At 75.0% G+C, this 21,496-nt stretch carries 25 protein-coding genes; 16 read left to right on the top strand and 9 right to left on the bottom strand.

What is annotated here, in order from left to right; all coding sequences use genetic code 11:
• Positions 1-8: 8 nt before the first annotated feature.
• Positions 9-557: a TetR/AcrR family transcriptional regulator gene (locus tag EV190_RS05465; RefSeq protein WP_133740340.1), complete on the bottom strand. Its 549-nt coding sequence runs from the start codon at positions 555-557 to the stop codon at positions 9-11.
• Positions 558-699: 142 nt separating this feature from the next.
• On the opposite strand from EV190_RS05465, the gene EV190_RS05460 reads away from it, so the two are divergent.
• The 3 genes from EV190_RS05460 to EV190_RS05450 all read left to right on the top strand — a co-directional run bounded on the left by EV190_RS05460 (position 700) and on the right by EV190_RS05450 (position 3,272).
• Complete coding sequence (locus EV190_RS05460) at positions 700-1,566, top strand: phosphotransferase family protein (RefSeq protein ID WP_133740339.1); 867 nt, start codon at positions 700-702, stop codon at positions 1,564-1,566.
• 210 nt (positions 1,567-1,776) lie between these two features.
• Complete coding sequence (locus tag EV190_RS05455; RefSeq protein WP_133740338.1) at positions 1,777-2,199, top strand: YciI family protein; 423 nt, start codon at positions 1,777-1,779, stop codon at positions 2,197-2,199.
• Positions 2,200-2,429: 230 nt separating this feature from the next.
• Positions 2,430-3,272, top strand: a complete 843-nt coding sequence (locus tag EV190_RS05450) for a siderophore-interacting protein (protein ID WP_133740337.1) — start codon at positions 2,430-2,432, stop codon at positions 3,270-3,272.
• 19 nt (positions 3,273-3,291) lie between these two features.
• Here the strand turns inward: EV190_RS05450 and EV190_RS05445 are convergent, their stop codons facing one another.
• Positions 3,292-3,918, bottom strand: a complete 627-nt coding sequence (locus tag EV190_RS05445) for a hypothetical protein (RefSeq protein WP_133740336.1) — start codon at positions 3,916-3,918, stop codon at positions 3,292-3,294.
• Between the two features lie 98 nt (positions 3,919-4,016).
• Between EV190_RS05445 and EV190_RS05440 the strand changes: the two genes are divergently transcribed.
• Positions 4,017-4,988 (top strand): GlxA family transcriptional regulator, encoded by a 972-nt coding sequence (locus tag EV190_RS05440; RefSeq protein ID WP_133740335.1) that lies wholly within the window; start codon positions 4,017-4,019, stop codon positions 4,986-4,988.
• Positions 4,989-5,259: 271 nt separating this feature from the next.
• On the opposite strand, the gene EV190_RS05435 is transcribed toward EV190_RS05440, so the two are convergent.
• Entirely contained in the window at positions 5,260-5,721 is a 462-nt protein-coding gene (locus EV190_RS05435) for a MarR family winged helix-turn-helix transcriptional regulator (protein WP_133740334.1), read from the bottom strand.
• A gap of 82 nt (positions 5,722-5,803) precedes the next feature.
• On the opposite strand from EV190_RS05435, the gene EV190_RS05430 reads away from it, so the two are divergent.
• On the top strand, positions 5,804-6,175 hold the full coding sequence (locus EV190_RS05430; protein ID WP_133740333.1) for a VOC family protein: 372 nt from the start codon (positions 5,804-5,806) through the stop codon (positions 6,173-6,175).
• Between the two features lie 165 nt (positions 6,176-6,340).
• On the top strand, positions 6,341-6,631 hold the full coding sequence (locus EV190_RS05425; RefSeq protein WP_133740332.1) for a sensor domain-containing protein: 291 nt from the start codon (positions 6,341-6,343) through the stop codon (positions 6,629-6,631).
• Between the two features lie 85 nt (positions 6,632-6,716).
• On the opposite strand, the gene EV190_RS05420 is transcribed toward EV190_RS05425, so the two are convergent.
• The gene (locus tag EV190_RS05420; protein ID WP_243742367.1) at positions 6,717-7,067 is read right to left on the bottom strand and encodes a hypothetical protein; all 351 of its coding nucleotides are present in this window, start codon (positions 7,065-7,067) and stop codon (positions 6,717-6,719) included.
• Between the two features lie 251 nt (positions 7,068-7,318).
• On the opposite strand from EV190_RS05420, the gene EV190_RS05415 reads away from it, so the two are divergent.
• The 5 genes from EV190_RS05415 to EV190_RS05395 all read left to right on the top strand — a co-directional run bounded on the left by EV190_RS05415 (position 7,319) and on the right by EV190_RS05395 (position 11,480).
• Positions 7,319-7,762, top strand: a complete 444-nt coding sequence (locus EV190_RS05415; RefSeq protein ID WP_133740331.1) for a hypothetical protein — start codon at positions 7,319-7,321, stop codon at positions 7,760-7,762.
• A gap of 55 nt (positions 7,763-7,817) precedes the next feature.
• Positions 7,818-8,576, top strand: coding sequence for a class I SAM-dependent methyltransferase (locus EV190_RS05410; RefSeq protein ID WP_133740330.1), 759 nt, complete (start codon positions 7,818-7,820; stop codon positions 8,574-8,576).
• Between the two features lie 131 nt (positions 8,577-8,707).
• Positions 8,708-9,841: a Gfo/Idh/MocA family protein gene (locus EV190_RS05405; RefSeq protein ID WP_279536605.1), complete on the top strand. Its 1,134-nt coding sequence runs from the start codon at positions 8,708-8,710 to the stop codon at positions 9,839-9,841.
• Complete coding sequence (locus EV190_RS05400; protein WP_133740329.1) at positions 9,838-10,743, top strand: DUF6807 domain-containing protein; 906 nt, start codon at positions 9,838-9,840, stop codon at positions 10,741-10,743. Before EV190_RS05405 ends, EV190_RS05400 begins: the two co-directional genes overlap by 4 nt.
• A complete protein-coding gene (locus EV190_RS05395; RefSeq protein WP_208113055.1) occupies positions 10,740-11,480 on the top strand; it encodes a cupin domain-containing protein in 741 nt (246 codons plus the stop codon). Before EV190_RS05400 ends, EV190_RS05395 begins: the two co-directional genes overlap by 4 nt.
• A gap of 92 nt (positions 11,481-11,572) precedes the next feature.
• Here the strand turns inward: EV190_RS05395 and EV190_RS05390 are convergent, their stop codons facing one another.
• From EV190_RS05390 to EV190_RS05380, 3 genes are all read right to left on the bottom strand, one after another.
• Complete coding sequence (locus tag EV190_RS05390; RefSeq protein ID WP_133740328.1) at positions 11,573-13,078, bottom strand: carboxylesterase/lipase family protein; 1,506 nt, start codon at positions 13,076-13,078, stop codon at positions 11,573-11,575.
• A gap of 149 nt (positions 13,079-13,227) precedes the next feature.
• Positions 13,228-13,851: a TetR/AcrR family transcriptional regulator gene (locus tag EV190_RS05385; RefSeq protein ID WP_133740327.1), complete on the bottom strand. Its 624-nt coding sequence runs from the start codon at positions 13,849-13,851 to the stop codon at positions 13,228-13,230.
• Positions 13,852-14,038: 187 nt separating this feature from the next.
• Entirely contained in the window at positions 14,039-14,668 is a 630-nt protein-coding gene (locus tag EV190_RS05380) for a phytanoyl-CoA dioxygenase family protein (RefSeq protein WP_243742366.1), read from the bottom strand.
• Between the two features lie 428 nt (positions 14,669-15,096).
• Between EV190_RS05380 and EV190_RS05375 the strand changes: the two genes are divergently transcribed.
• Both EV190_RS05375 and EV190_RS05370 read left to right on the top strand, forming a co-directional pair.
• Positions 15,097-16,146 carry a hypothetical protein gene (locus EV190_RS05375; RefSeq protein ID WP_243742365.1) on the top strand — a complete coding sequence of 350 codons (1,050 nt, stop codon included), beginning with the start codon at positions 15,097-15,099 and terminating at the stop codon, positions 16,144-16,146.
• Between the two features lie 443 nt (positions 16,147-16,589).
• Positions 16,590-17,591 (top strand): hypothetical protein, encoded by a 1,002-nt coding sequence (locus tag EV190_RS05370; protein ID WP_133740326.1) that lies wholly within the window; start codon positions 16,590-16,592, stop codon positions 17,589-17,591.
• Here EV190_RS05370 and EV190_RS05365 read toward each other — a convergent pair.
• Positions 17,576-18,079, bottom strand: coding sequence for a DUF6194 family protein (locus tag EV190_RS05365; protein ID WP_133740477.1), 504 nt, complete (start codon positions 18,077-18,079; stop codon positions 17,576-17,578). The two genes, EV190_RS05370 and EV190_RS05365, sit on opposite strands and share 16 nt — an antisense overlap.
• Before the next feature lie 63 nt (positions 18,080-18,142).
• Between EV190_RS05365 and EV190_RS05360 the strand changes: the two genes are divergently transcribed.
• Positions 18,143-18,874, top strand: a complete 732-nt coding sequence (locus EV190_RS05360; protein ID WP_133740325.1) for a MerR family transcriptional regulator — start codon at positions 18,143-18,145, stop codon at positions 18,872-18,874.
• A 92-nt stretch (positions 18,875-18,966) separates the two neighbouring features.
• Here EV190_RS05360 and EV190_RS05355 read toward each other — a convergent pair whose 3' ends face one another.
• Entirely contained in the window at positions 18,967-19,302 is a 336-nt protein-coding gene (locus EV190_RS05355) for a histone-like nucleoid-structuring protein Lsr2 (protein WP_133740324.1), read from the bottom strand.
• Positions 19,303-19,964: 662 nt separating this feature from the next.
• Between EV190_RS05355 and EV190_RS05350 the strand changes: the two genes are divergently transcribed.
• Entirely contained in the window at positions 19,965-20,318 is a 354-nt protein-coding gene (locus EV190_RS05350) for an ArsR/SmtB family transcription factor (protein WP_133740323.1), read from the top strand.
• A complete protein-coding gene (locus EV190_RS05345; RefSeq protein WP_133740322.1) occupies positions 20,315-21,460 on the top strand; it encodes an MFS transporter in 1,146 nt (381 codons plus the stop codon). Before EV190_RS05350 ends, EV190_RS05345 begins: the two co-directional genes overlap by 4 nt.
• Positions 21,461-21,496: the final 36 nt, after the last annotated feature.

The following is a 21,496-nucleotide window of genomic DNA, read 5'->3' as shown; positions in this document are numbered from 1 at the left end:
GGGCGCTCTCAGCTCCCGGGGGTGAGGAGGTCCTGGAGGAGGCCGCCGTAGCGCGCCACGACCTCCCCGTGGTCGGCGGCGGCCAGCACGTCGTCGCCGACGATCCACAGGCTGTAGAGCAGCCCGCCGACGAGCGCGGCGGCCAGGCGGGCCCGCAGTTCGGCGTCGTGCCCGGTGAGGCGCTCGGCCAGCGGACGCACGAAGGCCCGTTCGTGGGCCTCGCGCAGGCGCGACCCCACCGTGCTGGCGTCGCTGGCCCGGATCAGCGCGAGGTAGACCCCGCGCGTGCGGTTGTCGGCCGTGAGCACGTAGTCGACGAAACGGGGGCCGAGCGTCTCGATCGGCCCCTCCAGGAGGGGCTGCTGGTCGAGCCGCATGGTCTCCAGGAACAGCTGTTCCTTCGTTCCGAAGTGGCGGATGACGAGGGCCGGGTCCACGTCGGCCGCCGCCGCGATCCCGCGGACCGAGGTCCGGGAGTACCCCCGCTCGATGAACAGGCGTGTCGCGGCGGTGGCGATGGTGTCGCGCGTGGGGGTCGCGGTGTCGCGTCGGGGCACCGTGCGATCCTAGCCCGACACGCCCGCCGGACCGTGGTGGTTTCCCGCCGATCTTGACCTTTCCGGGGTCTCAACCGCCTCCGAGACCCCGGAAAGGTCAAGATCACCGGGAGAAACGGGCGCGGGGCACTAGGGTTCGGACATGACCGACGAGATCCGCGTGCTGCTGGCACTGCGCCTCCCCGAGCTGGAGGTCCGCTCCGTCACCAGGGCGGGCGGCGGGCTGGACAACCTCGCCTACGAGGTCAACGGCGAACTGATCGTGCGTGTGAGCAGGGAGGCCGATCCCGCCCTCCGCCGCGCGTCGGTCCGGCGCGAGGCGGACCTCCTCGCCGTGGTGGCCGGCCTGTCCCCGCTGCCGGTCCCCGAACCGGTCCTCGTCGACCCGGCGGCGGGCGTCCTGGCCTACCCCCGGCTTCCCGGCCTGCCCCTGAACGAGTGCCCGGTCGCCGATCCCGCGCGGCTCGCGGCCCCGCTGGGCGAGTTCGTCGGCCGCCTGCACGGGACTCCCCGGGAGGAGACGGCGGCGCTGGCGCCGCCCGACGACACCCCTCTCGCGGTGTGGCTGCGGGAGGCCGAGGAGGACTACCGGGAGGTCCGGGACCTCGTCCCGGCGCACCGCCTCCGCCTGGTCGAGGACTTCCTCGACCGCACGCCGCCGCCCGAGCCCCGGGACGCGGTGTTCTGCCACAACGACCTGGGCGCCGAGCACATCCTGGCGGACGCCGCCACGAGCACGGTCACCGGCGTCCTCGACTGGACCGACGCGGCCCTCGCCGATCCCGCCCACGACCTGGCCCGGCTCTACCGGGACCTGCCCCCCGAGGTCTTCGACCTGCTGATGGAGCACTACCCGGGCCGCTGCGACGACGCCGCCCGGGAGCGGATCGCCTTCTACGCCCGCTGCTGCCTCCTGGAGGACCTCGCCTACGGCGTGCGCAGCGGTCGGCGGCACTACACCCGCGCCGCCCTGGACCACCTGGACCACGTCTTCGCGCGGACCCGCTGACCGCCGCCCGGGAGGGCCTTCGCCGCGGCGCCGCCCGGGAGGCGGACGGCACCCGCCGCGCGACGGCGGCGGGCCCCGTCTCCCCCGCTCTTCCGGGGCGTGGGCGAGACGGCGGAAAAAATTCTCGCGGTGGTGTCGATTTCGTCCGCGCCCGTTCGACGCAGGGGTGGAAGGACGCGAACGGCGGCCTCGACAGCACGGGAGAGAACCATGAAGTACATGCTCATCATGCGCGCGGACGACTCGGCGGCCGAGGCGTACGCGGAGACCGACTTCGAGGAGGTCATCAACGCGATGGGCGCCTACAACGAGTCGATGGTGAAGGCGGGCGTGCTGGTGGCGGGCGAGGGCCTGTCCGACGCCGGGGAGGGCTTCGTCGTCGGCTTCGGGGCCGGGGAGCCCGTCCTCACCGACGGCCCCTACGGCCCGACGCGCGAGCTCTTCCACGGGTTCTGGATCATCCGGGTCGCCGACCGGGAGGAGGCGGCCGCGTGGGCGAAGCGCGCACCCCTCGGGGCGGGTGCCCGGCTGGAGGTGCGCCGCGTGAACGAGGCGGAGGACTTCGCCGACCACTCCGACAACGAGTACGTCAAGAAGGAGGCCGGGTGGCGCGAGGACCTCGGCACCGAGTGAGCGGAGCCCGTCCGCGCGCCGGGGACGGCGGGGCCCCGGCGCGCGGACGATGTCCCCACCGGTGTCCGGCTCCCCCAGGGCCGTCGTCTGCCCCGGGGCCCGGCCCGTTCTCGCGGCCGGCCCACGACGCGTCCGCCCGTGGCGCGCTCCCGTCCGACACGGCAGCGGACGGGATTCCCACACCCACCCGAGGAAGGTAAGGTAAGGCTGGCCTACTGAGAAGGAGTGGCATGGCCGGACAGAACACGCGAACGGCCCGGACCGGGCCGGAGACCGCGGGCGCGCTCGTCCTCACCGTCCGACGCCGGGAACAGGTCTCGCCCCACTTCGTCCGCGTCACCTTCGGCGGGGACGACCTGAAGCGGTTCGTCCCGCTCGGCTTCGACCAGTGGTTCCGGATCTTCATCCCGGTCAGCGGCTCGGTCGAGCAGCGGCGGTCGGTCCTCGGACGGCTGCCCGAGCGGTTGGGCACGATCAGCTACCTGCGCTTCCTGATGACGGACAGGACCACCCGGCCGCTGCTGCGCAACTACACGGTCCGCGAATTCCGGCCGGACGGGCCGGGGGGCGCCGAACTCGACGTCGACTTCGTCGTCCACGGACCGGCCGACGGGAGCGCCCCGGCCACCGCCTCGGAATGGGCCCTGGCCTGCCGCCCCGGCGATCCGGTGGCGATCCTGGACGAGGGCCTCGGCTTCCGTCCGCCCGCCGGTCTGGAGGCGAGCGTCGTGCTGGCCGCCGACGAATCGGGGCTGCCGGCCGTCGCGGGCGTCCTTCGCTCGCTGCCGGCCGGCGCGACCGGACGCGCCTACGTCGAGGTGCCGTCCGAGGCCGACCGCCAGGACCTGACGGCGCCGGCCGGCGTCGAGGTGACCTGGCTGGCCCGCGAGCAGGCCACCGCCCCGGGCCGGACCGTCCTCTCCGCCGTCCGGACCGCTCCCCTGCCGGACGGGCCCTTCTACGGCTGGGTGGTCGGCGAGCAGGGGCTGGCGACCGGCCTTCGGAGGCACTGGGTGGGCGCGGGTGTCCCCAAGCCGCACATCACCTTCTGCGGCTACTGGCGCCACGGCTGACCGGCGCCGCCCCGAACCCTCACAGCCGGGTGGCCGCCGCCAGCAGGAGGACGGCCACCCCGAGCAGGAGGTCGAGAACGCCGCACCACTCCGCGAACGGGCGCGCCACGACCCTGCCGGACCGCCAGTGGACCGCGTCCCAGGCGGCGTGGCCGAGCAGCCCCGCGGCGACCAGGAGATGGCCGAGGCCCGGGGGGACGTGCGGGGCGCCCAGCGCGATCGCGCCGAAGGCCAGAAGCGCCGGGGTCTGCAGCGCGAACAGCCCGGGTCGGCGCAGCTGTCCGCGGACCAGGCCGGCCACGACGAGCAGGAGCGCGAGCGGCGCGAGGAGGAGCCACGGGTCGACGTCCCACGTCCTCACGAGCGCCAGGAGCGCCACCAGTCCCGCGATCACACCCCAGATCGCGCCGGGACGGTCGATGACCGCCGTGGCCAGGTAGCCCAGTGCGGCGATCAGGAGGACGGCCGCGAACCCGCGCCCGTCGTCCAGGTCGACCAGGACAACGGCGGCGAAGGCGACCGCCAGCCATGTCGGCCAGCGTCGTGCGAGTGCTGCGGCGAGGCGCGGGAAGCGGGCGTGTCCGCCCGCCTCCGCCTCATCGGTGGGATTGGGAGCGGGAGCGGGAGCAGAAGTGGTTTTCCTCATGGTCCGACTGTGGCGTCCCGCCCCCTCCAGCGTCCGGTCCGGCGGCCGGAGATGTCCGGAACCTTGGGATGCCGGGCCTTTCGGCCTATGCTCTGCTCATGAGGTCACGCCAGGTCGTGGTGGTGGGGTACGACGACGCGGAGCTGCTCGACATCGCGTGCGTCACCACGGCCCTGGCCATGGCGAACGCGATCGGATCGGCGCGGACCGAGTACCGCACGAGGGTCGCCAGCCCCGGGGGACGCCCGATCGCCTGCGGCACGGGGCTGACGCTGCAGAGCCAGCAGTCGCTCCAGCGGCTCACCGGCCCGCTCGACACGCTGGTCGTCTCCGGTGGCCGGGGACACGTGCGGGCCGCCGCCGACCCGCTGATCGTCGGCCACGTCCGGCGCCTGGCCCGGGAGAGCCGCCGGGTGGCGTCGGTGTGCACCGGGGCGAGCGTCCTGGCCGCCGCCGGTCTGCTCGACGGCAGGCGCGCCACCACCCACTGGCGGTTCGCGAACGACCTCGCAGCCCGCCATCCGGAGGTCACCGTCGACCCCGCCCCGATCTACATCCGCGACGGCGCGGTGTCCACTTCGGCGGGCATCACCAGCGCCCTGGACCTGACACTGGCCTTCATCGAGGAGGACCACGGCGCAGAGCTCGCCCGGTCGGTCGCACGCGATCTGGTGACCTACCTCCAGCGGCCCGGCAACCAGGCGCAGATGAGCATGTTCACCGCGGCCCCTCCCCCCGACCACGGCCTGGTCCGGCGGGTGGTCGACCACATCGGCGCGCACCTGGACGGCGACCTCACCACGGACGCGCTGGCGGACGTGGGCGGTGTCAGCGTCCGACACCTCACCCGGCTGTTCCTCACCCACCTGGGACGGACGCCGGGCCGGTTCGTCCGGGACGCCCGCGCCGAGGCGGCCGCCCATCTGGTGGCCACCACGTCGCTGCCCATGCCGAGCGTGGCGGCGCGCTGCGGGTTCGGGACGGCCGAGACCCTCCGCCAGGCGTTCACCAGCCGGTACGGGGTCCCGCCGTCGCACTACCGGGCGGCCCGGACGGGGAAGCCGCGATAGGCCGTCCCCGTGTCGGCGCGGGAGGCGGGGCCGGGCCGGGGCGACAACGTCGGGACCACCGGCAGGACCACGGCGCCGCGGGTGGCCAGGGGTGTGGAAGGCCGCCCGGTAAGCCCTCGTCCGGTGCCGGCCTGCCGGGCGGAATGGCGGCGCGGGGTCCCCGCCGGTCCGGACCCGGCCGTCCGCGCGATCCGCTCCACGGACGGGGCCGTCGTCTCCGGCGGCTCCCTCGCCCGCCGCACGCCACCGCCGCCCCGCGCGGGTCCGCGGGTCAGCCGTCGAGGGCCTCCGCCATGCGGTCGAGGTCGGCGAGGAGCGCGGCCAGGCGCCGCTGCGGGACCGCGTCGACCATGCGCCGTTCGATGGCGTAGACGACGGACCGGGCCGCGTCGAGACGGGCGCGGCCCTCGGCGGTGAGGTGCGCGGGAAGGGCGCGGCCGCGGTCGGCGGCGGCGGGCCGGGAGGTCAGGCCCGCGTCCTGGAGCCCCCGGAGGACGACGTTCATGGACTGGCGCGTGACGAACGCGCCGCGGGCGAGTTCGGCGTTGGACAGGCCCGGCCTCTCGTCGAGGAGTTCGAGGCACGCGTACTGCGGCACCGTCAGGCCGTGCTCGCGCAGCGCCCTGTCCATGGCGCCGCGCAGCGCCGCGGCGGAGCGCTTGAGTCGGTACCCCACGTGCTCGGTGACGTCCTGAGCGGGGTGGGGCGGGTCCACGGCCTTCCGGTCTTCCATGTCAGCATTTTGACATAGGGAGCCCGTCGCACGTACAGTCTCTCATGTCAAAGTCCTGACATGAAGAAATCGAGGAGACCCCATGACCGCCACCGTCGACGGCCCCGACTTCGTCGCACTGCAGGTACGCGACGTCGAGGCGGCCGCCGCCTTCTGCGAGGAGCACCTCGGACTGCGAAGGGCCCCCGCCTCGCCTCCCGGCGCGGTGGTGTTCGCCACCGAGCCGATCCCCTTCGCCGTCCGCGAACCGCTGCCCGGAGTCGACCTCGACAGCGCCGCGCGGCCCGGCCTCGGCGTGGCCCTGTGGTTCCGCACCGCCGACGCCCAGGGGCTGCACGACCGGCTCGCCGCCGCCGGGGTCGCCGTCACCGGCCCGCCGCGTGAGAGCCCCTTCGGCCGCACGTTCACCTTCACCGGCCCCGAGGGCTACGCCCTCACCGCGCACGAGGGCTGACCCGCGCGAGGACCGGGCCGCCGCACGCGCCTGCACCGGGCCCGGGCCCCGGGCCGGCCCTCGCGGAGGGGGGAGGGACTCCTGCCGGAGGGGGAGCCGGCACCACCTCCGATCCACGTCCGCGCGACCCTGACGCCGGGCCCGGCCGCGCGTAGTTTCGAGGCCATGAACACGACCGACAACCCCCTCGTCCGGGTCGTCACCGACACCCGCTACGTCCTCCTGGGCCTGCCGCCGGCCCTGGTCTCCTTCACCGTGGTCCTGACGGGCCTGGCCGCGGGGGCGGGCTCCGCCGTTGTCGTGCTGGGCCTGTTCCTGCTGGTGGGCGCCTTGTACACCGCGCGCGGGTTCGCGCACGCCGAATCACCCCCGCGCCGGAGCTTCCCTATGGAGTTTCCGCCTCGGGGGTGTCTCGGTGTCGGGGATTCGCCGGCTCCTTGGCGCTCTCTCCGGTGATCTTGACCTTTTCGGGGTCTCAACCGTCTCTGAGACCCCGAAAAGGTCAAGATCACCGGAGAGGATCCGGGTCGGCGGACCGCCCTCACACCCCCAGCGCGGTCTGTCCCGGCACCTGGTGGTCGCGCTCGACCCCGCCCCGGGACAGGCAGCGGCGGCACGTCACCGGGCTCGCGGCCGGGTGCAGCCGCAGCGGGTCGACGGCGGCCCGGCACGCGACCGCCGGAACGGGGACGCCCGCCCAGTACTGCGTCTCGACCTGGTGCACCACGGCCCCCTGGCCGATCCGGGCGCCGACGGCGTCGGCGAGCTCCTCGCGTCGGCGGCGGAGGGTCGCGGCCAGGTGCTCGACGGTGGGGTCCGCCCCCGGCTCGGAGGCCGCGGCCACCCCCGGTCCGGGGGGCGCCTCGGCGGCCGGGTACGGTGTGCGCTCCATGGCCGCCAGCGTACCCACGGCCGCGGACAGCGCGGGAGCGTCCGGCGCGCGTCGCCGGGGCGGGGCCGCGGAGCCGCCGGAGGGGTGGCCGGCCCCTCTGGTGGGACCGTGCCGTCCGGCGGTTTCGGCGAACGCCACGACAGGCGCGGACCCCGGGGATAGGGTTGCGCGTAACCGGGACAGGACGCTCGGTCACGGGGCCGCGTCGCGCGGCCTCCCTCCTCGCACGATCGGACCAAGGACGAGGCGCCATGACCACCACCCCCCTCCCCATCCTGGCCGCCGTCGCCACGGCCCTCCTGCTCGGCGGCTGCGCCGCCGCTCCGGCCGACCAGGACCCGGCCGACGCCGAGGCGAGCCCCTCCCCGTCCCCGTCCCCCTCCGCCGTCGCCGAGGCCGTGCCCGAGGCGGCCGACGGCACCGACCTGGACGCCTGCGCCGACGCCGACTGCGAGGTCCTGGTGGAGGAGGGCGACGAGTTCGCCATGGACGGCGCCCACGGCGTGGACCGGTTCGTGGTCGACGCGGTCGACGAGGAGGGGCTGAGCATGAGCGGGTACGGCGCCGGCATCACGCTCTCGGGCCACCTCCCGCCGCCGGACGGGGAACAGCCCTACACCTTCGTCATGAACGGCATCACCGTCGCCCTGGTCGCCCTGGACGGCTCCAGCGCCCTCATGCGCCTCACCCCCTGAGGCGCCCCGCGGGCCGGTCCGGGAGGAGCGGCCGCGGTTCCGCGATACTGGTGCGATGGACAGATCATTCGAGGACCTCGTCGCGGAGGCCGAGGCGGTCGACGTCGACGGCTGGGACTTCTCCTGGCTGGAGGGGCGCGCCACCGAGGAGCGCCCGCCCTGGGGGTACTCCCGCATGCTCGCGGAGCACCTCGCCCGCGCCGACGCCTCGCTCGACGTCCAGACGGGAGGCGGCGAGGTCCTGGCGGAGGCGCCCGTCGTCCCGAGGCTCGCGGTCGCCACCGAGTCGTTCCCCCCGAACCTCGCGAAGGCCACCGCGCTCCTGCACCCCCGGGGCGTCGCGGTCGTGGCCGCCCCGGACGGGTCGCCGCTGCCCTTCGCCGACGGCGCCTTCGACCTCGTCACCAGCCGCCACCCGATCTCCCTTCGGTGGGAGGAGATCACCCGCGTCCTCCGGCCGGGGGGAACCTACCTGGCCCAGCACGTCGGCCCGGCGAGCGTCCTGGAACTCACCGAGTTCTTCCTCGGCCCCCGGCCGGAGGCCCGCCGTGACCGCCGCCCCGACGACGAGGCCGCCGCGGCGCGGGCGGCCGGACTCGAGGTCGCGGAGGTGCGGACGGCGCGCCTGCGCGTCGAGATCCACGACGTGGGCGCGGTCGTCTACCTGCTGCGCAAACTGGTCTGGTGGGTCCCCGGGTTCACCGTGGCGGCCTACCGCGACCGGCTGAGGGACCTCCACGAACTCGTCGAGCGCGACGGCCCCTTCGTCACGCACTCCACGCGCCACCTCATCAGAGCCCACCGCCCCGCCTGAGCTCCTCATTGTCAAGCACCTGCCCGGGATGGTTGACTGACCACTGGGATAGCGCTTTCCAACACCAGGGGCGAACGAGACGCGCCGGAAGGGCCTCACGAGCGCGGCCCGCCGGAGGACAGGTGGATGTGGTGACGCCAGGAGACAGGAAGCGGTACCGGATCGCGGTGGTCGGAGCGGGCGCGATCGCCGGCGGCCGCCACATGCCGGCGGTCCGCGCGCACGCCGACCGGGTCGAGGTGGTCTCGGTCGTCGACGTGGACGGCGGCCGCGCGGCGGCGTTCGCGGCCGAGTGGGGGGTGGGGCGCAGCGGCACGGACCTGGCTGCGGCGCTGGCGGCCGACCGCCCGGACCTGGTGATCGTCTGCACTCCGCCCGCGTCCCACCGCGACGCGGTGCTGGAGTGCCTGGCCGCCGGGGCGTGGGTGTGGTGCGAGAAGCCGCCCGCCCTCTCGCTGGCCGAGTACGACGAGATGGCCGCCTCCGAGCGCGCGGGCGGCCCGTACGTCGGGTACGTGTTCCAGCACCGGTTCGGCTCGGCGGCGCGCGCCCTGCGCCGGCAGATCGCCGACGGGGCGCTGGGCCGGCCGCTGGTGGGGGTGTGCCACACCCTCTGGTACCGGGACGACGCCTACTACACCGCGCCGTGGCGGGGGACGTGGGCGAGCGAGGGCGGCGGGCCGACGATGGGGCACGGGATCCACCAGATGGACCTGATGCTGTCGCTGCTGGGCGACTGGCGGGAGGTCCGCGCCATGATGGGCACGCTCGCCCGGGACGTGGAGACCGAGGACGTGTCCGTGGCCGCCGTGGGGTTCGAGTCGGGGGCCCTGGTGTCGGTCGTGAACAGCGTGCTCTCCCCCCGCCAGGAGAGCTACCTGCGGTTCGACTTCAGCGACGCGACCGTGGAGCTGTCGCACCTGTACGGCTACGACAACGCGGACTGGACCTGGACCCCGCGCGAGGGGGTGGGCGAGGAGCGCGCGCGGTCCTGGCGGCCGGCCTCCGACGTGCCGAGCTCGCACGCCGCGCAGCTCGGCGCGTTCCTCGACGCGATGGACTCCGGGGTCCGGCCGCCGGCCAGCGGCGACGACGGGCGGCGGAGCATGGAGCTGATCACCGGCCTGTACCGGTCCGCGGTCACCGGCCGTCCGGTGCTGCGCTCGGAACTGGGGCCCGGCAGCCCGTTCTACGAGCGCCTCGACGGCGGCCGCCGCCGCGAGTCCGACACCCCCGCCCGCGACGAGACCGAGGTGGCCCGATGAGCCCGCTGACAGTGACCCACGAGCACGGAACAAGCGTCGGCGTCGCCGTCGGCGGCGTCGAGATCGCGGTCTACGTCTACGGCGCGGACATCCCCGCGTTCGAGGCCCCCAAGCCCTACCTGCACCCGATGCGCACCCTGTCCGGCGCGCCGGTGTCGGCCCACAGGCCGCACGACCACCGCTGGCACAAGGGCCTGCAGATGACGTGGTCGCACGTGTCGGGCCAGAACTTCTGGGGCGGCAACACCTACGTGCACGGCACCGGCTACGTCCCCCTGGACAACGTCGGGTCGATGCGGCACGACGGCTTCGGCGCCATCGACCTCACCGGGGACGAGCTGACCCTGTCCGAGGAGCTCACCTGGGTCGCCTCCACCGGCGAGGAGTGGGTCTCCGAGCACCGGACCCTGCGCTTCCACGGCGTGGACCCCGGGCGGGGCGTCTGGGCGCTCGACGTCGCCAGCGAGCTGCGCAACGTCCGCGGCGAGGACCTGGAGCTGGGCAGCCCCACCACCCACGGCCGGGACAACGCCGGCTACACCGGCTGGTTCTGGCGCGGCCCCCGGGGCCTCACCGGCGGCGAGGTCCTCACCGCCGGCGGGGGCGGCGGGCCGGAGGCCATGGGCACCGCGGACTCGCCCTGGCTCGCCTACACCGGCCTCAACGACGACGTCGACGGCGGCTCCACGCTCGTCGTCTTCGCCGGCTCCTCCAGCCGCGGCGCCCTCACCTGGTTCGTCCGCAACGAACCGTTCCCGGCCGTCAACCCGTCACCGGCGTTCCACGAGGAGATCGTCCTCGGCCACGGCGACACCCTCGCGCTGCGGCACCGGTTCGCCGTCGCCGACCGGGTCTGGACGCGGGACGAGATCGAGGCCTACACCGCGGAGCACGGGCTGTGACCGCCCCGCTGCCGGAGTTCCCCGGTTCCGTCGGAATCAGCGCGCTGCGCGTGTACCCGTGGGAGGCCGCCGACGGGCTGTGCGGCGGGTCCCCGCACATGCACCTGTGCTGCACCGAGGGCTACGTCGTGACGGGCGGCGCCGGCAGGCTGCAGACCCTCACGGCGGAGGGGTACTCCGAGGAGCCGCTGCGAGCGGGCGACGTCGTCTGGTTCACCCCCGGCACCATCCACCGGGCGGTGAACGACGGCGACCTGCGCGTGCTGGTCCTCATGCAGAACGGCGGCCTCCCCGAGGCGGGCGACGCCGTGCTGACCCTGCCGCCGGAGCACCTGGCCGACCCGGCGGCCTACCAGCGCGCGGTCGCGCTCCGGGGCCCCGACGGCGCCCCGTCGCCGGAACGGGCCCGGGCCCGGCGCGACCTCGCGGTCGAGGGCTTCGCCGAGCTGCGCGGGCGCACGGAGGCGGGGGACGCCTCGGCGCTCGACGCGTTCCACGCCGCGGCCGCCGCCCTCGTCCGCCCCCGGCTGGCGGAGTGGAGGGAGCGCTGGGAGCGGGGCGCGGACGCCGCGAGCGCCCGGACCGGCCGGGAGATCGACGCGCTCGCCGCGGGCGACCACACGCACCTGCGCGCGGCGAGGGTGTCGAGGATCGAGCAGCCCGCACAGGACACGCTGGGCATGTGCGGGCACCTCTCCCCCTACGACGCGGCGAGGCGCGGCGCGCGGCCGATGTGAGCCCCCGGGCCGCCCATGACCGCGATGACCCTGACGCCGGCGTTCCTCGAAACGGACATACTGGAACGCCGGCGTCAAGATCATCCACGGGGCTACCGCACACGCGCCCAGAAGTCGAGGCGGTGCTCGGCCGCGTAGTCCGTGCCGCCGATCCGTTCGGGTGCCAGGGACTGGACGTGGCCGCTGTCAACGGTGGGCCAGGCCGGCAGGTCGGCGCGGGCGGGATCGCCGTGGGCGGCGAAGGCCGCCCAGTACCGGTTCATCCGGTCGGCGAGCCGGTGCTGCGCCGCCGACAGCGACGGGCCTCCGGGAAAGTCGAACTGGTACACCAGCTCGCTGGAGTGCTGGGCACCGGTGGGAAACCCCGGGAGGGGGACGAGGGGCGGGGCGTCCCGGTCCGCGAACTCGTAGAACCAGGTGTCGGTGCGCGCGGCGAGGGCCTGGCCCAGTTCCCAGGCCGGTCGCGCCCAGGCCCGGTCCGTGCAGACCTGCGCCCAGGCGAGGCTCGGCGTCGGGAAGCGGTCGAACGCGTAGCGCGCGGCGACCTCGTCCGCCGCGTCGCCGAACGCCTCGGCCAGCAGCCGCGGGTAGCTCTCGGCCGTGACCGGACTGCCGGCGAGGTCGGCGAAGAGCCCGACGAAGAACCGCGCCTCGTCGCGCGTGGTGCCCAGCATCAGCGGCATCCGCCGGAAGCGTCCGGCCGGCAGCGCCTCTGCGGGCGACTCGGGCAGGGCCGGTCCGCCGAAGGCCGGCCGGATGAAGTCGGCCGACGCCTGGAGCAGGTCCGCCACCGGAACCCTCCGGAGCCGCGCCAGCGCCGTCTCGGGATCCCCGCCCGGCGCGACCCAGCCGTGCTCGGCGGCGGTGGCGGCGCCGAGCCGGTCCAGCTCGGCCGCCGGGATCCACCTCGGCGGGAGCTCCGGAACGCCGGGGATGAAGGTGTGCGCCGGTGTCGAGCCCGTCACCGCGAACCCGCTCTGCAGGACCGCGCGGTGGAACAGCCCGGCCGATCCGGGTGCCACCAGGTGCGCCGCGACCATGAGTGCCCCGTAGGACCCCCCGACCAGGGTCACGTTCGCCGGGTCGCCGCCGAACCGCGCGATCTCCCGCCGCACCCAGCGCAGCGCGGCCTGCTGGTCCCGCAGACCGAAGGTCCCGCCGTCAGGGAGGCCCGGGTAGCCGAAGCACCCGAACACGCCGAGCCGGAAGTTCGGCGCCACGACGACGAGGTCGCCGGTGACGGCGAGCCGCCGCGGGTCGTAGGCGGCGGCGGACCCGTTCGTCCCGCCCCCGCCGTGCAGCCACACCATCACCGGGCGCCCGGTGCCCGAGGCCTCCGGCACGGTGACGTCCAGTGTCAGGCAGTCCTCGTCGAGGGAGGCGACGTCCGCGAACGACTGAGCCGACTGCGGCGCGGGGTTCCCGGGCGCGGTCGCGTCCCGGATCCCGGGCCACGGCTCGACCGGCGCGGGCGGGCGCCACCGCCGCTCTCCGACCGGGGGCGCGGCGTAGGGGATCCCCCGGAACGAGAGGTGCCCGTCGAGTCGGCGGCCGCGGACGGCGCCGCTGCCCAGCCGCACGGTCGCGTGTCGGGTCATCGCGTGTGCTCCCCGGCCGGCGCGCGTGACGGTCTCCGCCCGGTGGCGGCATCGGCGCCCATTGGCAATATGATCATATTGCCACCGTAGCAGTACGGCCCTATTGCCGTCGTGGGGGTTTCGTACGCGGTGCGTCGCGGCGGGGAGGATCAGCGGTCGTGGGAACCGGGACGCCCGGTGAACACCGTGGCGACGGCCCGGCGCAGCACGTCCCGCTCCGGGAACGCGCCGACGCCCGAGAGCGCGACCTGGTCGGCCAGGCCCTGCGCGGTCGCGAGGATCATGCGGGCGGCGAGCACGGCGTCGACACCGGGCTCGACCTCACCGCGCTCCGCGCCGTTCTCGACCACCGCCGTGACGTATCCGAGGATGTCCCCGCCCGCCCTCCGGGCGACATCGGCGAGACCGGCGTGGTGCAGCGCCTGGGCCTGCAGGCCCTGGCGGACGCGGTACTCGACGTCCCGCTCCTCGTCGAGCGGCAGCAGCTCGGCCAGGCTGTCGAGCAGCACCTCCCCGGCCGGAAGGCGGGCGGCCCCGCCCTCGCGGACGCGGGCCCGCACCCGCTCGCTCATACGACTCACGGCGTCTTCGTAGGCGAAGCGGAGCAGCACGTCCTTTCCGGCGAAGTAGTGCTGGATGAGCCCGACCGAGACCCCGGCCTCGGCCGCCACCCGGGAGAACGAGACACCGGCGAACCCCTCCGCGGCGAGCATGCGCTGGAACGCCCGCGCGATCTGGGCACGGCGCTGGTCATGATCGACGACTCTCGGCATCCCGATATCGTACAACCGTATTGCTACCGGCGGGCGGAGTCCGGGGACGCCGGGAGGGGGACGGTTCCGAACGTGAACACACCCATCGAACTCCGGGGGCGGGGCGTCGGCACGGCCCGCTCGTACAGGCCGGCCGCGCCGGCCCGACGACCCGCGCCCATCGGGCCCGCCCGACCTCTCTCGGAGGTCACCGTCCGAGGCCGCGCCTGATCGCGGTCTCCACCGGCGAGTAGGCCCCGTCCTCGCGGTCGAGTTCGAGCGGCCGGGCCGGGACGAGCTTCGGCTGGCCCAGGAAGCGCGGTCTCGCCCCCCGGTTGGGCTGGCCCGCGTGCACCAGGAACGGGTGGCACAGGTAGACGTCACCGGCGCCGCCCGTGGCGTAGGCGAGCGGGCGGCGCCTGCTGGCGGCCTCCGCGCGCCGCGCCAGCTCCCGGGCGTCCAGGCCCGCCTCCCCTTCGGGCGCGAGGACCCGCGCGGTGTCCAGGTGGGAGCCGACGCGGACGCGGGTGGGCGCGTCGTCCTCTCCCACGTCCGAGAACAGGAAGAACATGCGCAGCGCGCAGTCCCTGGACCCGATGTTCGCCCTCCAGCTCAGGTAGTCGGCGGGGTCGGACTCCTCACCGGGGAAGCTCACGTCGACGTGCCGGCCGTCGACGACGGCCGGCACGTCGCCGGGGAACCGGACCACGAAGCCGCCCAGGCTGTCGCGCGGCGTCCAGCGCCCCCGGCCCGCCAGGACGTCGAACGCGGCGCGCAGGGCCGGCGTGTTGGCCGCGGCCCGGAACGGCACCTGCGTGAAGTCCGCGAGCCCGGCCACCGGCCACGGCCAGGTGGCCGGGTCGGCGCCGATGCCCCGCCAGAGGAGCTCCCGGCACTCGGCCGCGAGCTCCCGGGGAACGCGCCACCGACGCGGACGAAGCCGTCCTCGATGAAGGCATCCACCTGTGCGTCGTCGATCATGGCCAGAGCATGCCCGCGTCGGCCGGGGCCGCCGCCAACCGTTATCCGTCGGGCGCGGGCCCGTCCTGGTAGCCCCGCCCCGGGCCCGCGTCCCGCCGCACCTCCGCCGACCACGCGCAACGACCGCAGGGGGGCGGAAAGCCGGGAACCGGGCCCCGGGCTCCGCCGGGCTCCCCGGGGGATTCCGGGAATGGCCTCTTCCGGCCAGACCGGGCGACAGAAAGTGATGTCGGGACTACTGTCAGCCCGAGTCCATCCCCGTGAGAAGGAGGACCGGAGCTCGCCATGGGCAGGGACGAGGAGAAGAAGGACTCCGACGGCCGGGGTGCGCGGCGCCCGCCGCGGGATCGCCCCGGACCGGACGGGCCGTCGGTCCGCGACGTCCTGCGGGAGCGGTACTTTCCCGAGGCCCGGGGCGCCTCGGGCCGGACCCGGCTGCGGGCGTGGGCGGTCTCCGTCGCGCTGGCCCTCCTGGTCGGCGGGGGCGGGTTCGCGGGGACCTACACCTACGACCTGTGGTCCACCGAGGCCCGGGTCCGCGAGGAGCGGGCGGCCGAGGCGGGGATGGACCAGGAAAGAGCGCCGTTCACCAGCTCCGTCACCTACGACACGTCTCTCTCCGACGACTTCAGAATCGTCCTCGACCGCCCCCTGACCCCGGAGGAGGGGGAAGCCCTCGAGGCCACTCCGGCCGCGGAGGTCTGGGACCTCCTCCGGCCCCTGGGCGGGCGGCTGATCCGCGGCTTCGGCGGCATGAGCGCGAGCCCTCCGGGCGGGTGGTCCTGGGAGCAGCCGGAAGGCGCCACCGGCGAGGCCGGCGCGACCGTGTTCACCATGACCCTCCTGTCGACGCGCAGCACCCAGCTGAGCATCGTGGACATGACCCCCGTCAACATCTCCTGCGCGGAGCCGACGGCCACGACCGTCGTGGAGTACCCTCCGGCGGGACAGGCGTCCTACCCCGGCGTGGTCGTCGACCTCAACCACCGCGATCCGGCGCTGTACATCTCCGACGAGGGCCCCGACCAGGGGCAGCCGTATTTCAGCCGCAGGCGGATCGACCTCGGCGGCGGGCTGGAGCCGGGCGGGCTGCGGGTGGAGGCGCTGGTCCGGGGCCGGTCCTGCGAGTGGGAGATCCGGGCGCGGTACGTCGACGCCCTGCAGAACACGGACGAGGTCGTCCTCCGCGACGGCGACCGGCCCTTCTTCTCCGAGGCCCCGCCCGAGCGGCCCGAGCAGCACTGGCTGGCGGGCTACGCGTTCGGCGATTCGGGGGGACGCACCTTCGTGCCGTGCCACGAGACGCCGGACGAGCCCCCCTGCGCGCCCTGGTAGGGAACCTTCGGCGCGGGGGTGGTCGGGGCTCTGTCGGGTCGGGGTCCGCTCGGGGCCTGTGACGGCGGGCGGCGACGGCGGGCGGGGGCCGGAGACCCGCGCGTGCCCGCCGGACGTCCGTGACGCGGTGGTCCGAGGGCCGGTCCCGCTCTGCCCCGGAACGATCACGGGCTTTCCGCCCTTCCAGGCCCCGAAACGGGCGGAAAGCCCACGACCGGCAACGGAACCCCTCACGCAGCGGACGTCGTGGGCGCGGCCCCGACCGGCACCCGCCGTCGCCGCCCCGTCACCGCGCCGCACACCAGGACACCCCGACGATCCGGTCGGCGAATCCCCGACGCCGAACCACCCCCGCGCCGCAACCTCCACAGCGGAGGCCGGTTCCGGCCGGGATCCGGTCTTCGCCCCCCACGGGGCCGGGCCGCAGGGCAGAATTCCGGGTTATGAGCCGGTTGACGAGAATCGCCTGCGCGGTCGCGGCCACGGTGGTGCCGGGCGCGGTGGCCGGGGCTGCGCTGGGCCTGGGCGGAGGGGTGTTCACCCGCGAGGGCTGGGAGGCCGCCTCGTGGGTGGCCGCGGTGGCCGCCCTCCTCCTCGTCTGCGCTCCGGTGTGGGTGTGGGCGCTGCGCGGCACCGGGGAACCCGCCGACCCGCGGCCGCTCCCCGGGGAGACGACCGTCAACACCATCGGGGGCGGCGTCTCGGGGACGGCGCTCCAGGGGCGGGACTTCTCCGGACCGGTCACGTTCCACTCCCCGGCGCCCTCGGAGCGGCCGGTCCCGGACGGGGAGGCCGCCCCGGGGCGGGAGAGGGCGCGCCGCTCCGAACCGGACGTGGAGGTCTTCGCGCTGACCACTCCCGCCGCGCGGATCGGCAGGCGGATCGCCCGGCTGCTCCCGTGGATCGGCGGACTCGCGTCCGCGGCCGCCTTTCCGGGCTTCTACGGCGTCGTCTCCGCGTACGAGAGGGGCGCCCTGTCCGCCGGGGACTGGACGGCGGCCCTCACCCACGGGTACGGGGTCCCCGGGACCATCCCGGGGGTGGCGGCCGTGATGGCGGCGGCGGCCCTGGCCGGACTGGTCATGTCCCTGCGCTCGGAGGGCGCCGACGGACGCGACCTGCTGGTCGTGGACCCCCACAACCTCACCGTCATGGACCGGCGGTGGCTGCGCTGGCCGGACCGGTCCTTCTCCGTCCTCTGGGGCGAGCTGGAGAGGGTCCGCGTGGCCGCCGATCCCGACGGCGCCGCCCACGCGGTCGTCGTCGACTTCGAGGACGACCGCGCGCCGGACTTCGACTGGCGGGACCGGCACGGCGTCGACCTCTGGCACGACGGCGGCCTGGTCGTGGCGCGGCTGCCGATGCCGTCGAGGGGCGCCGCGCCCTCGGCCCGCCTGCGAACGGCGCTCGCGCGGTTCGCGGGCGGCGTCTACACCCGGGACTGACCCCCGTCAGGGGTCTCCGGCGGCCCCGTCCCGGAGCGGCGCCGGTGGCGCGCGCGGGCGAGGTGGTGGGCCGTCCGGAGCAGGTCCCGGACCGGCGCCGCCGTACGCGGCCCCGGGTCGACGACGGCGAGCCACCCCAGGCCGCCGTAGACGGGGTGGGGGAGCACGGCGTCCGCCGTAGCCGGGTCCGTGTCGTGCGGGGCCGCGTCCCGTGGTTCGCGGCCGGTCCACCGGAGGAACTCCGCCGATCCGGCGGAGACGTTCACCCGGAAGGCGCCGGGCCGGTCCAGGCGGGAGTCCCGGTCGCCGGGGTAGTCCTTCGTCACGACGGTCGCGAAGGGCTGGACCTTCGGGACCACGCCGTCGGGCGCGTAGTAGAAGAACACGTCGCCCCAGCTGATCTCCGGTGAGCCGTCGCCGGGTCCCGGCCTGAGGACCAGGACCCCTTCCAGGGCGCTGACGTGCCCGATGATCTCGTCGATGTCCATGTGCTCTAGCGTTTCATTCACGTGCTTATGGAGACTTCGGACCGCCCACCCTGCGAGGATGATGTGAAAAGTCGCAAGTCGGGTCTGCGGACCGTCGACGTCGCCCGGCGGGTCGGGTGCTCGGTCCAGCAGGTGCGCGATCTCGAGCGCGACGGCGTGCTCCCCCTGGCGGCGCGCACCCGGGCGGGCTACCGGGTCTACACCGAGGCGCACGTGCGGGCCGCGCTGGCCTACCGGGCGCTCGCGGCCGGTGTCGGCCCGGCCGAGGCCAGGGAGATGGTGCGCGCGGCACACCGGTACCCGGCCTCCGACCTGCTCGAACTCCTGGACGCCGCCCACGCGCGGCTGCACGCCGAACGCCAGGGGCTGGCGCTGGCGAAGGAGGCGGCCGGAACGATCGCGGCGGAGCCGATCGAGGATCCCCGGCCGTCGGACTCGATGGGCGTCTCCGAGCTCGCCGACGCCCTCGGCGTCCGGCCGTCGACCCTGCGCCACTGGGACGCCGAAGGGCTGGTGGTCCCCCGCCGGTCCGCTCCCCGGAGGGCGCGCGTGTACTCGCCGGGTGACGTCCGGGACGCGCGCGTCGTGCACCAGCTGCGCCTGGCCGGCTACCGCGTCGGCCCGCTCAAGGCCCTCATGCCCCGGCTCCGCCGGGCGTCGCGGTGGGAGGAGGTCGCCGGCGCGCTGGCCGCCCGGGAGGCCGACGTCGCCTCCCGGGCGCGCGCCCTCCTCCGGGGCGCCGCCGCGCTCAGCGCTCTGATCGACGACGGCGAACGCGACACCCCGGACCGGTGAGGGGGACGCGGCCCCTCCCGCCCGCCCGGTACGACGCGGGGCCCGGACCGCTCTCCCGGTCCGGGCCCCTGCCACCGCGTCCCGGTCCGGGGTCAGCCCTGGACGGCGCGGTACTCGTCGATGATCACCTGCGGGATGCGGCCCCGCTCGTTGACCTTCTTGCCCTGGGCTTTGGCCCACGCCCGGATCTCCGCGCTCTTGTCGCGGCTGAGCGCGCCGCGCTGCCTGGCCTTCACGCCTTTCCCGGTCTTCACCGGGGCCTTGCGGGCGGCCTCGACGAACGGGGCGAGCGCGCTGCGCAGCTGCGCGGCGTTGTCGCCGCTGAGGTCGATCTCGTAGACGGAGCCGTCGACCCCGAACGAGACCGTCTCCTCGGCCTGCCCGCCATTGAGGTCGTCAACGAGAAGAACCTGAACTTTCTGCGCCATGGTCCCCCACTCCTCCAATCGGAATAAAACTGATTTCCACCAGACGCCAACATACAGCAATACCGAATTGCACGCACACATTAACAAGCCTTTGGGGATATCGATAAACCCCCTCAACGCTTTTCGGATGACCTGCCCCATTAGCGCACACCCGTGCGACCGGAATCCCCTTCTTCCAGGGGGAACAAAAGCTGTGGCGAGCGCCTCTTTCCGCCCGCCCGCCTATGGGGAACGCGTTCCCGAACCCGAAGGGCCGGGGCGTGCGCCCGGCGAAGGGCTGCTCCCGCTTCCCCGACGCGCGGCGGCCGGAAAAAGAGACCCCCGGCGGAAACGGCGGAAGGCAGACTCGGCGGCGCCCCCGAGAGGCCGCCCGGTTTCCCGGCGAACTGCTTTTCCCGCGCCTTCCCGCGCCCGGTGAAGGGTTCGCGAATACCGTCCGCGCCCGCGTCGGACGGGGGAACCGCCGCCCCGCCGCGCCATATCGGACCGGGGTCTCCCGCCGACAGCCGGAACGCGCTTCGCCCCGTTCGGGACGCCCGGGCGGGGCGCCGTCGCGACGGGGCCGCCGCGGGCGCTCCGCCCTCGCCCCGCTTCCGACTTGACCGTGCGACTATTGTCGAATTATTATCGTTCGGTAATTTTCGAACGATTGGAGGCCCCTGATGGCTGCCGCACGGACCTACGTCCATCCCGAGACGCGGGACATCGCTCTGCCGCGCGTGCTGTTCGCGCTCAGCGAGCCGTTGCGGCTGGAGATGGTGCGCAGGCTCGCGGCCGAAGGCGAGGTGGACAGCATCGAACTGGGGCCCGACCTGCCGCGCTCGACGCTGACCCACCACACGAGCCTGCTGCGCGAGCTGGGCGTGGTGTTCGTCCGCGCCGAAGGGCGCAAGTGCATGATCCGGCTGCGCGGCGAGGACCTCGACGAGCGCTTCCCCGGCCTGATCGACACCGTGCTGGCCGGCTACGACCCCGACCACGCGCCCGCCGCGCACGGGGAAGAGGCCGGCGAGTGATCCGCAGGGTCTGGCCGCTGGTCGTCGCCGCGGTCTCGCTGGGCATCGACGCCTACGTCCTGGCGGGCGTGCTGCCCCGGATCGCGGACTCCCTGGCCGCCACGGTGGGGGCGATCGGCCTGGGGGTCACGGCCTTCACCGGCGCCTACGCCGTGGCCGGGCCCCTCCTGTCCGGTCCACTGACCGCCGTCTCGACGCGCCGCGGGCTGCTCGTCGCGCTCGGGGTGTTCAACGCCGGCAACCTCGCCACGGCGCTCGCCCCGGACCTCTGGGTCTTCCTGGGCTCGCGCGTCGTCTCGGGCACGGGGGCCGGGGTGCTCACCGCGGTGGCCACGGCGGCCGCGGCGGGCATGGTCGCCCCGCGGGAACGGGGGCGCGCGATGGCGCTGGTGACCTTCGGGCTCTCCGCCGGGACCGTGGCCGGGGTGCCGGCGGGGATGCTGGTCGGCGAGCAGGCCGGCTGGCGGTGGACCATGGGGCTGGTCGTCGCCGTCGGCGTGGTGAGCATGCTCGCGCTGGCCGTGCGGTCGCGGCCGATGCCGCCCGTCGGAGGCGGGGACGGGAGGACGCTGTCCTCGATCGCCGTCCCCCAGGTCGCGGGCGGGGTCGCCCTGGCGTTCCTGTTCGGCCTGGGCAGTCTCGGCCTCTACACCTACCTGCTGCCCATGGCGGCCGAACGCGGCATGGCCGACTGGGGCTTCGCCTTCGTCTGGGCCTGGGGCATCGGCGGCGTGGCGGGCTCCGCCCTGGCCGGCGGGCCGATCGACGCGGTCGGCTCGCACCGGCTGCTCCCGCTCGTCGCCGGCCTGCTCCTCGCGTCCTTCACGATCCTGGCCCTCCTGGACGGCCCGGCCGTCTGGCTGGTCGCCGTCGCCCTGTGGGGCGCCTGCGGCTGGTCCGGCGTACCGGCGCTGCAGGACGCCCTCACCCGCTCCCGGCCCGAGCGGACCACTTCGATCGTGGCGTTCCAGATGGCCGCCATGTACCTCGGCGCCGCCGTCGGGGCCGCGCTCGGCAGCGCGCTGCTGGGCGCGGGCGTGAGCGCCGGGCGGCTCCCCGCGTGGGCGGCCGCCTGCGGTGTCGCCGCGCTGCTGCTCGCCCTCCTCGTCGTCCGCCCACGGCGCCGGCCCCGGACCGGGTGAGGCCGGGGAGGCGGCCGCCTGCCGCGGGCCGACGCC

The organism is Actinorugispora endophytica (assembly GCF_004363075.1).
In the GTDB taxonomy this organism is placed as follows: Bacteria; Actinomycetota; Actinomycetes; order Streptosporangiales; family Streptosporangiaceae; genus Actinorugispora; species Actinorugispora endophytica.
Note: the sequence above shows the minus strand (reverse complement) of the source record. Positions and strands in the feature narration are given on the sequence as shown.

Coding starts and splice junctions, on each gene's coding strand:
- EV190_RS05370 (WP_133740326.1), top strand. CDS start 16,590: ATGAGCCGGTTGACGAGAATCGCCTGCGCGGTCGCGGCCACGGTGGTG.
- EV190_RS05420 (WP_243742367.1), bottom strand. CDS start 7,067: ATGGAGCGCACACCGTACCCGGCCGCCGAGGCGCCCCCCGGACCGGGG.
- EV190_RS05435 (WP_133740334.1), bottom strand. CDS start 5,721: ATGGAAGACCGGAAGGCCGTGGACCCGCCCCACCCCGCTCAGGACGTC.
- EV190_RS05455 (WP_133740338.1), top strand. CDS start 1,777: ATGAAGTACATGCTCATCATGCGCGCGGACGACTCGGCGGCCGAGGCG.
- EV190_RS05425 (WP_133740332.1), top strand. CDS start 6,341: ATGAACACGACCGACAACCCCCTCGTCCGGGTCGTCACCGACACCCGC.
- EV190_RS05355 (WP_133740324.1), bottom strand. CDS start 19,302: ATGGCGCAGAAAGTTCAGGTTCTTCTCGTTGACGACCTCAATGGCGGG.
- EV190_RS05385 (WP_133740327.1), bottom strand. CDS start 13,851: ATGCCGAGAGTCGTCGATCATGACCAGCGCCGTGCCCAGATCGCGCGG.
- EV190_RS05350 (WP_133740323.1), top strand. CDS start 19,965: ATGGCTGCCGCACGGACCTACGTCCATCCCGAGACGCGGGACATCGCT.
- EV190_RS05390 (WP_133740328.1), bottom strand. CDS start 13,078: ATGACCCGACACGCGACCGTGCGGCTGGGCAGCGGCGCCGTCCGCGGC.
- EV190_RS05440 (WP_133740335.1), top strand. CDS start 4,017: ATGAGGTCACGCCAGGTCGTGGTGGTGGGGTACGACGACGCGGAGCTG.
- EV190_RS05460 (WP_133740339.1), top strand. CDS start 700: ATGACCGACGAGATCCGCGTGCTGCTGGCACTGCGCCTCCCCGAGCTG.
- EV190_RS05415 (WP_133740331.1), top strand. CDS start 7,319: ATGACCACCACCCCCCTCCCCATCCTGGCCGCCGTCGCCACGGCCCTC.
- EV190_RS05430 (WP_133740333.1), top strand. CDS start 5,804: ATGACCGCCACCGTCGACGGCCCCGACTTCGTCGCACTGCAGGTACGC.
- EV190_RS05400 (WP_133740329.1), top strand. CDS start 9,838: ATGAGCCCGCTGACAGTGACCCACGAGCACGGAACAAGCGTCGGCGTC.
- EV190_RS05450 (WP_133740337.1), top strand. CDS start 2,430: ATGGCCGGACAGAACACGCGAACGGCCCGGACCGGGCCGGAGACCGCG.
- EV190_RS05375 (WP_243742365.1), top strand. CDS start 15,097: ATGGGCAGGGACGAGGAGAAGAAGGACTCCGACGGCCGGGGTGCGCGG.
- EV190_RS05410 (WP_133740330.1), top strand. CDS start 7,818: ATGGACAGATCATTCGAGGACCTCGTCGCGGAGGCCGAGGCGGTCGAC.
- EV190_RS05365 (WP_133740477.1), bottom strand. CDS start 18,079: ATGGACATCGACGAGATCATCGGGCACGTCAGCGCCCTGGAAGGGGTC.
- EV190_RS05445 (WP_133740336.1), bottom strand. CDS start 3,918: ATGAGGAAAACCACTTCTGCTCCCGCTCCCGCTCCCAATCCCACCGAT.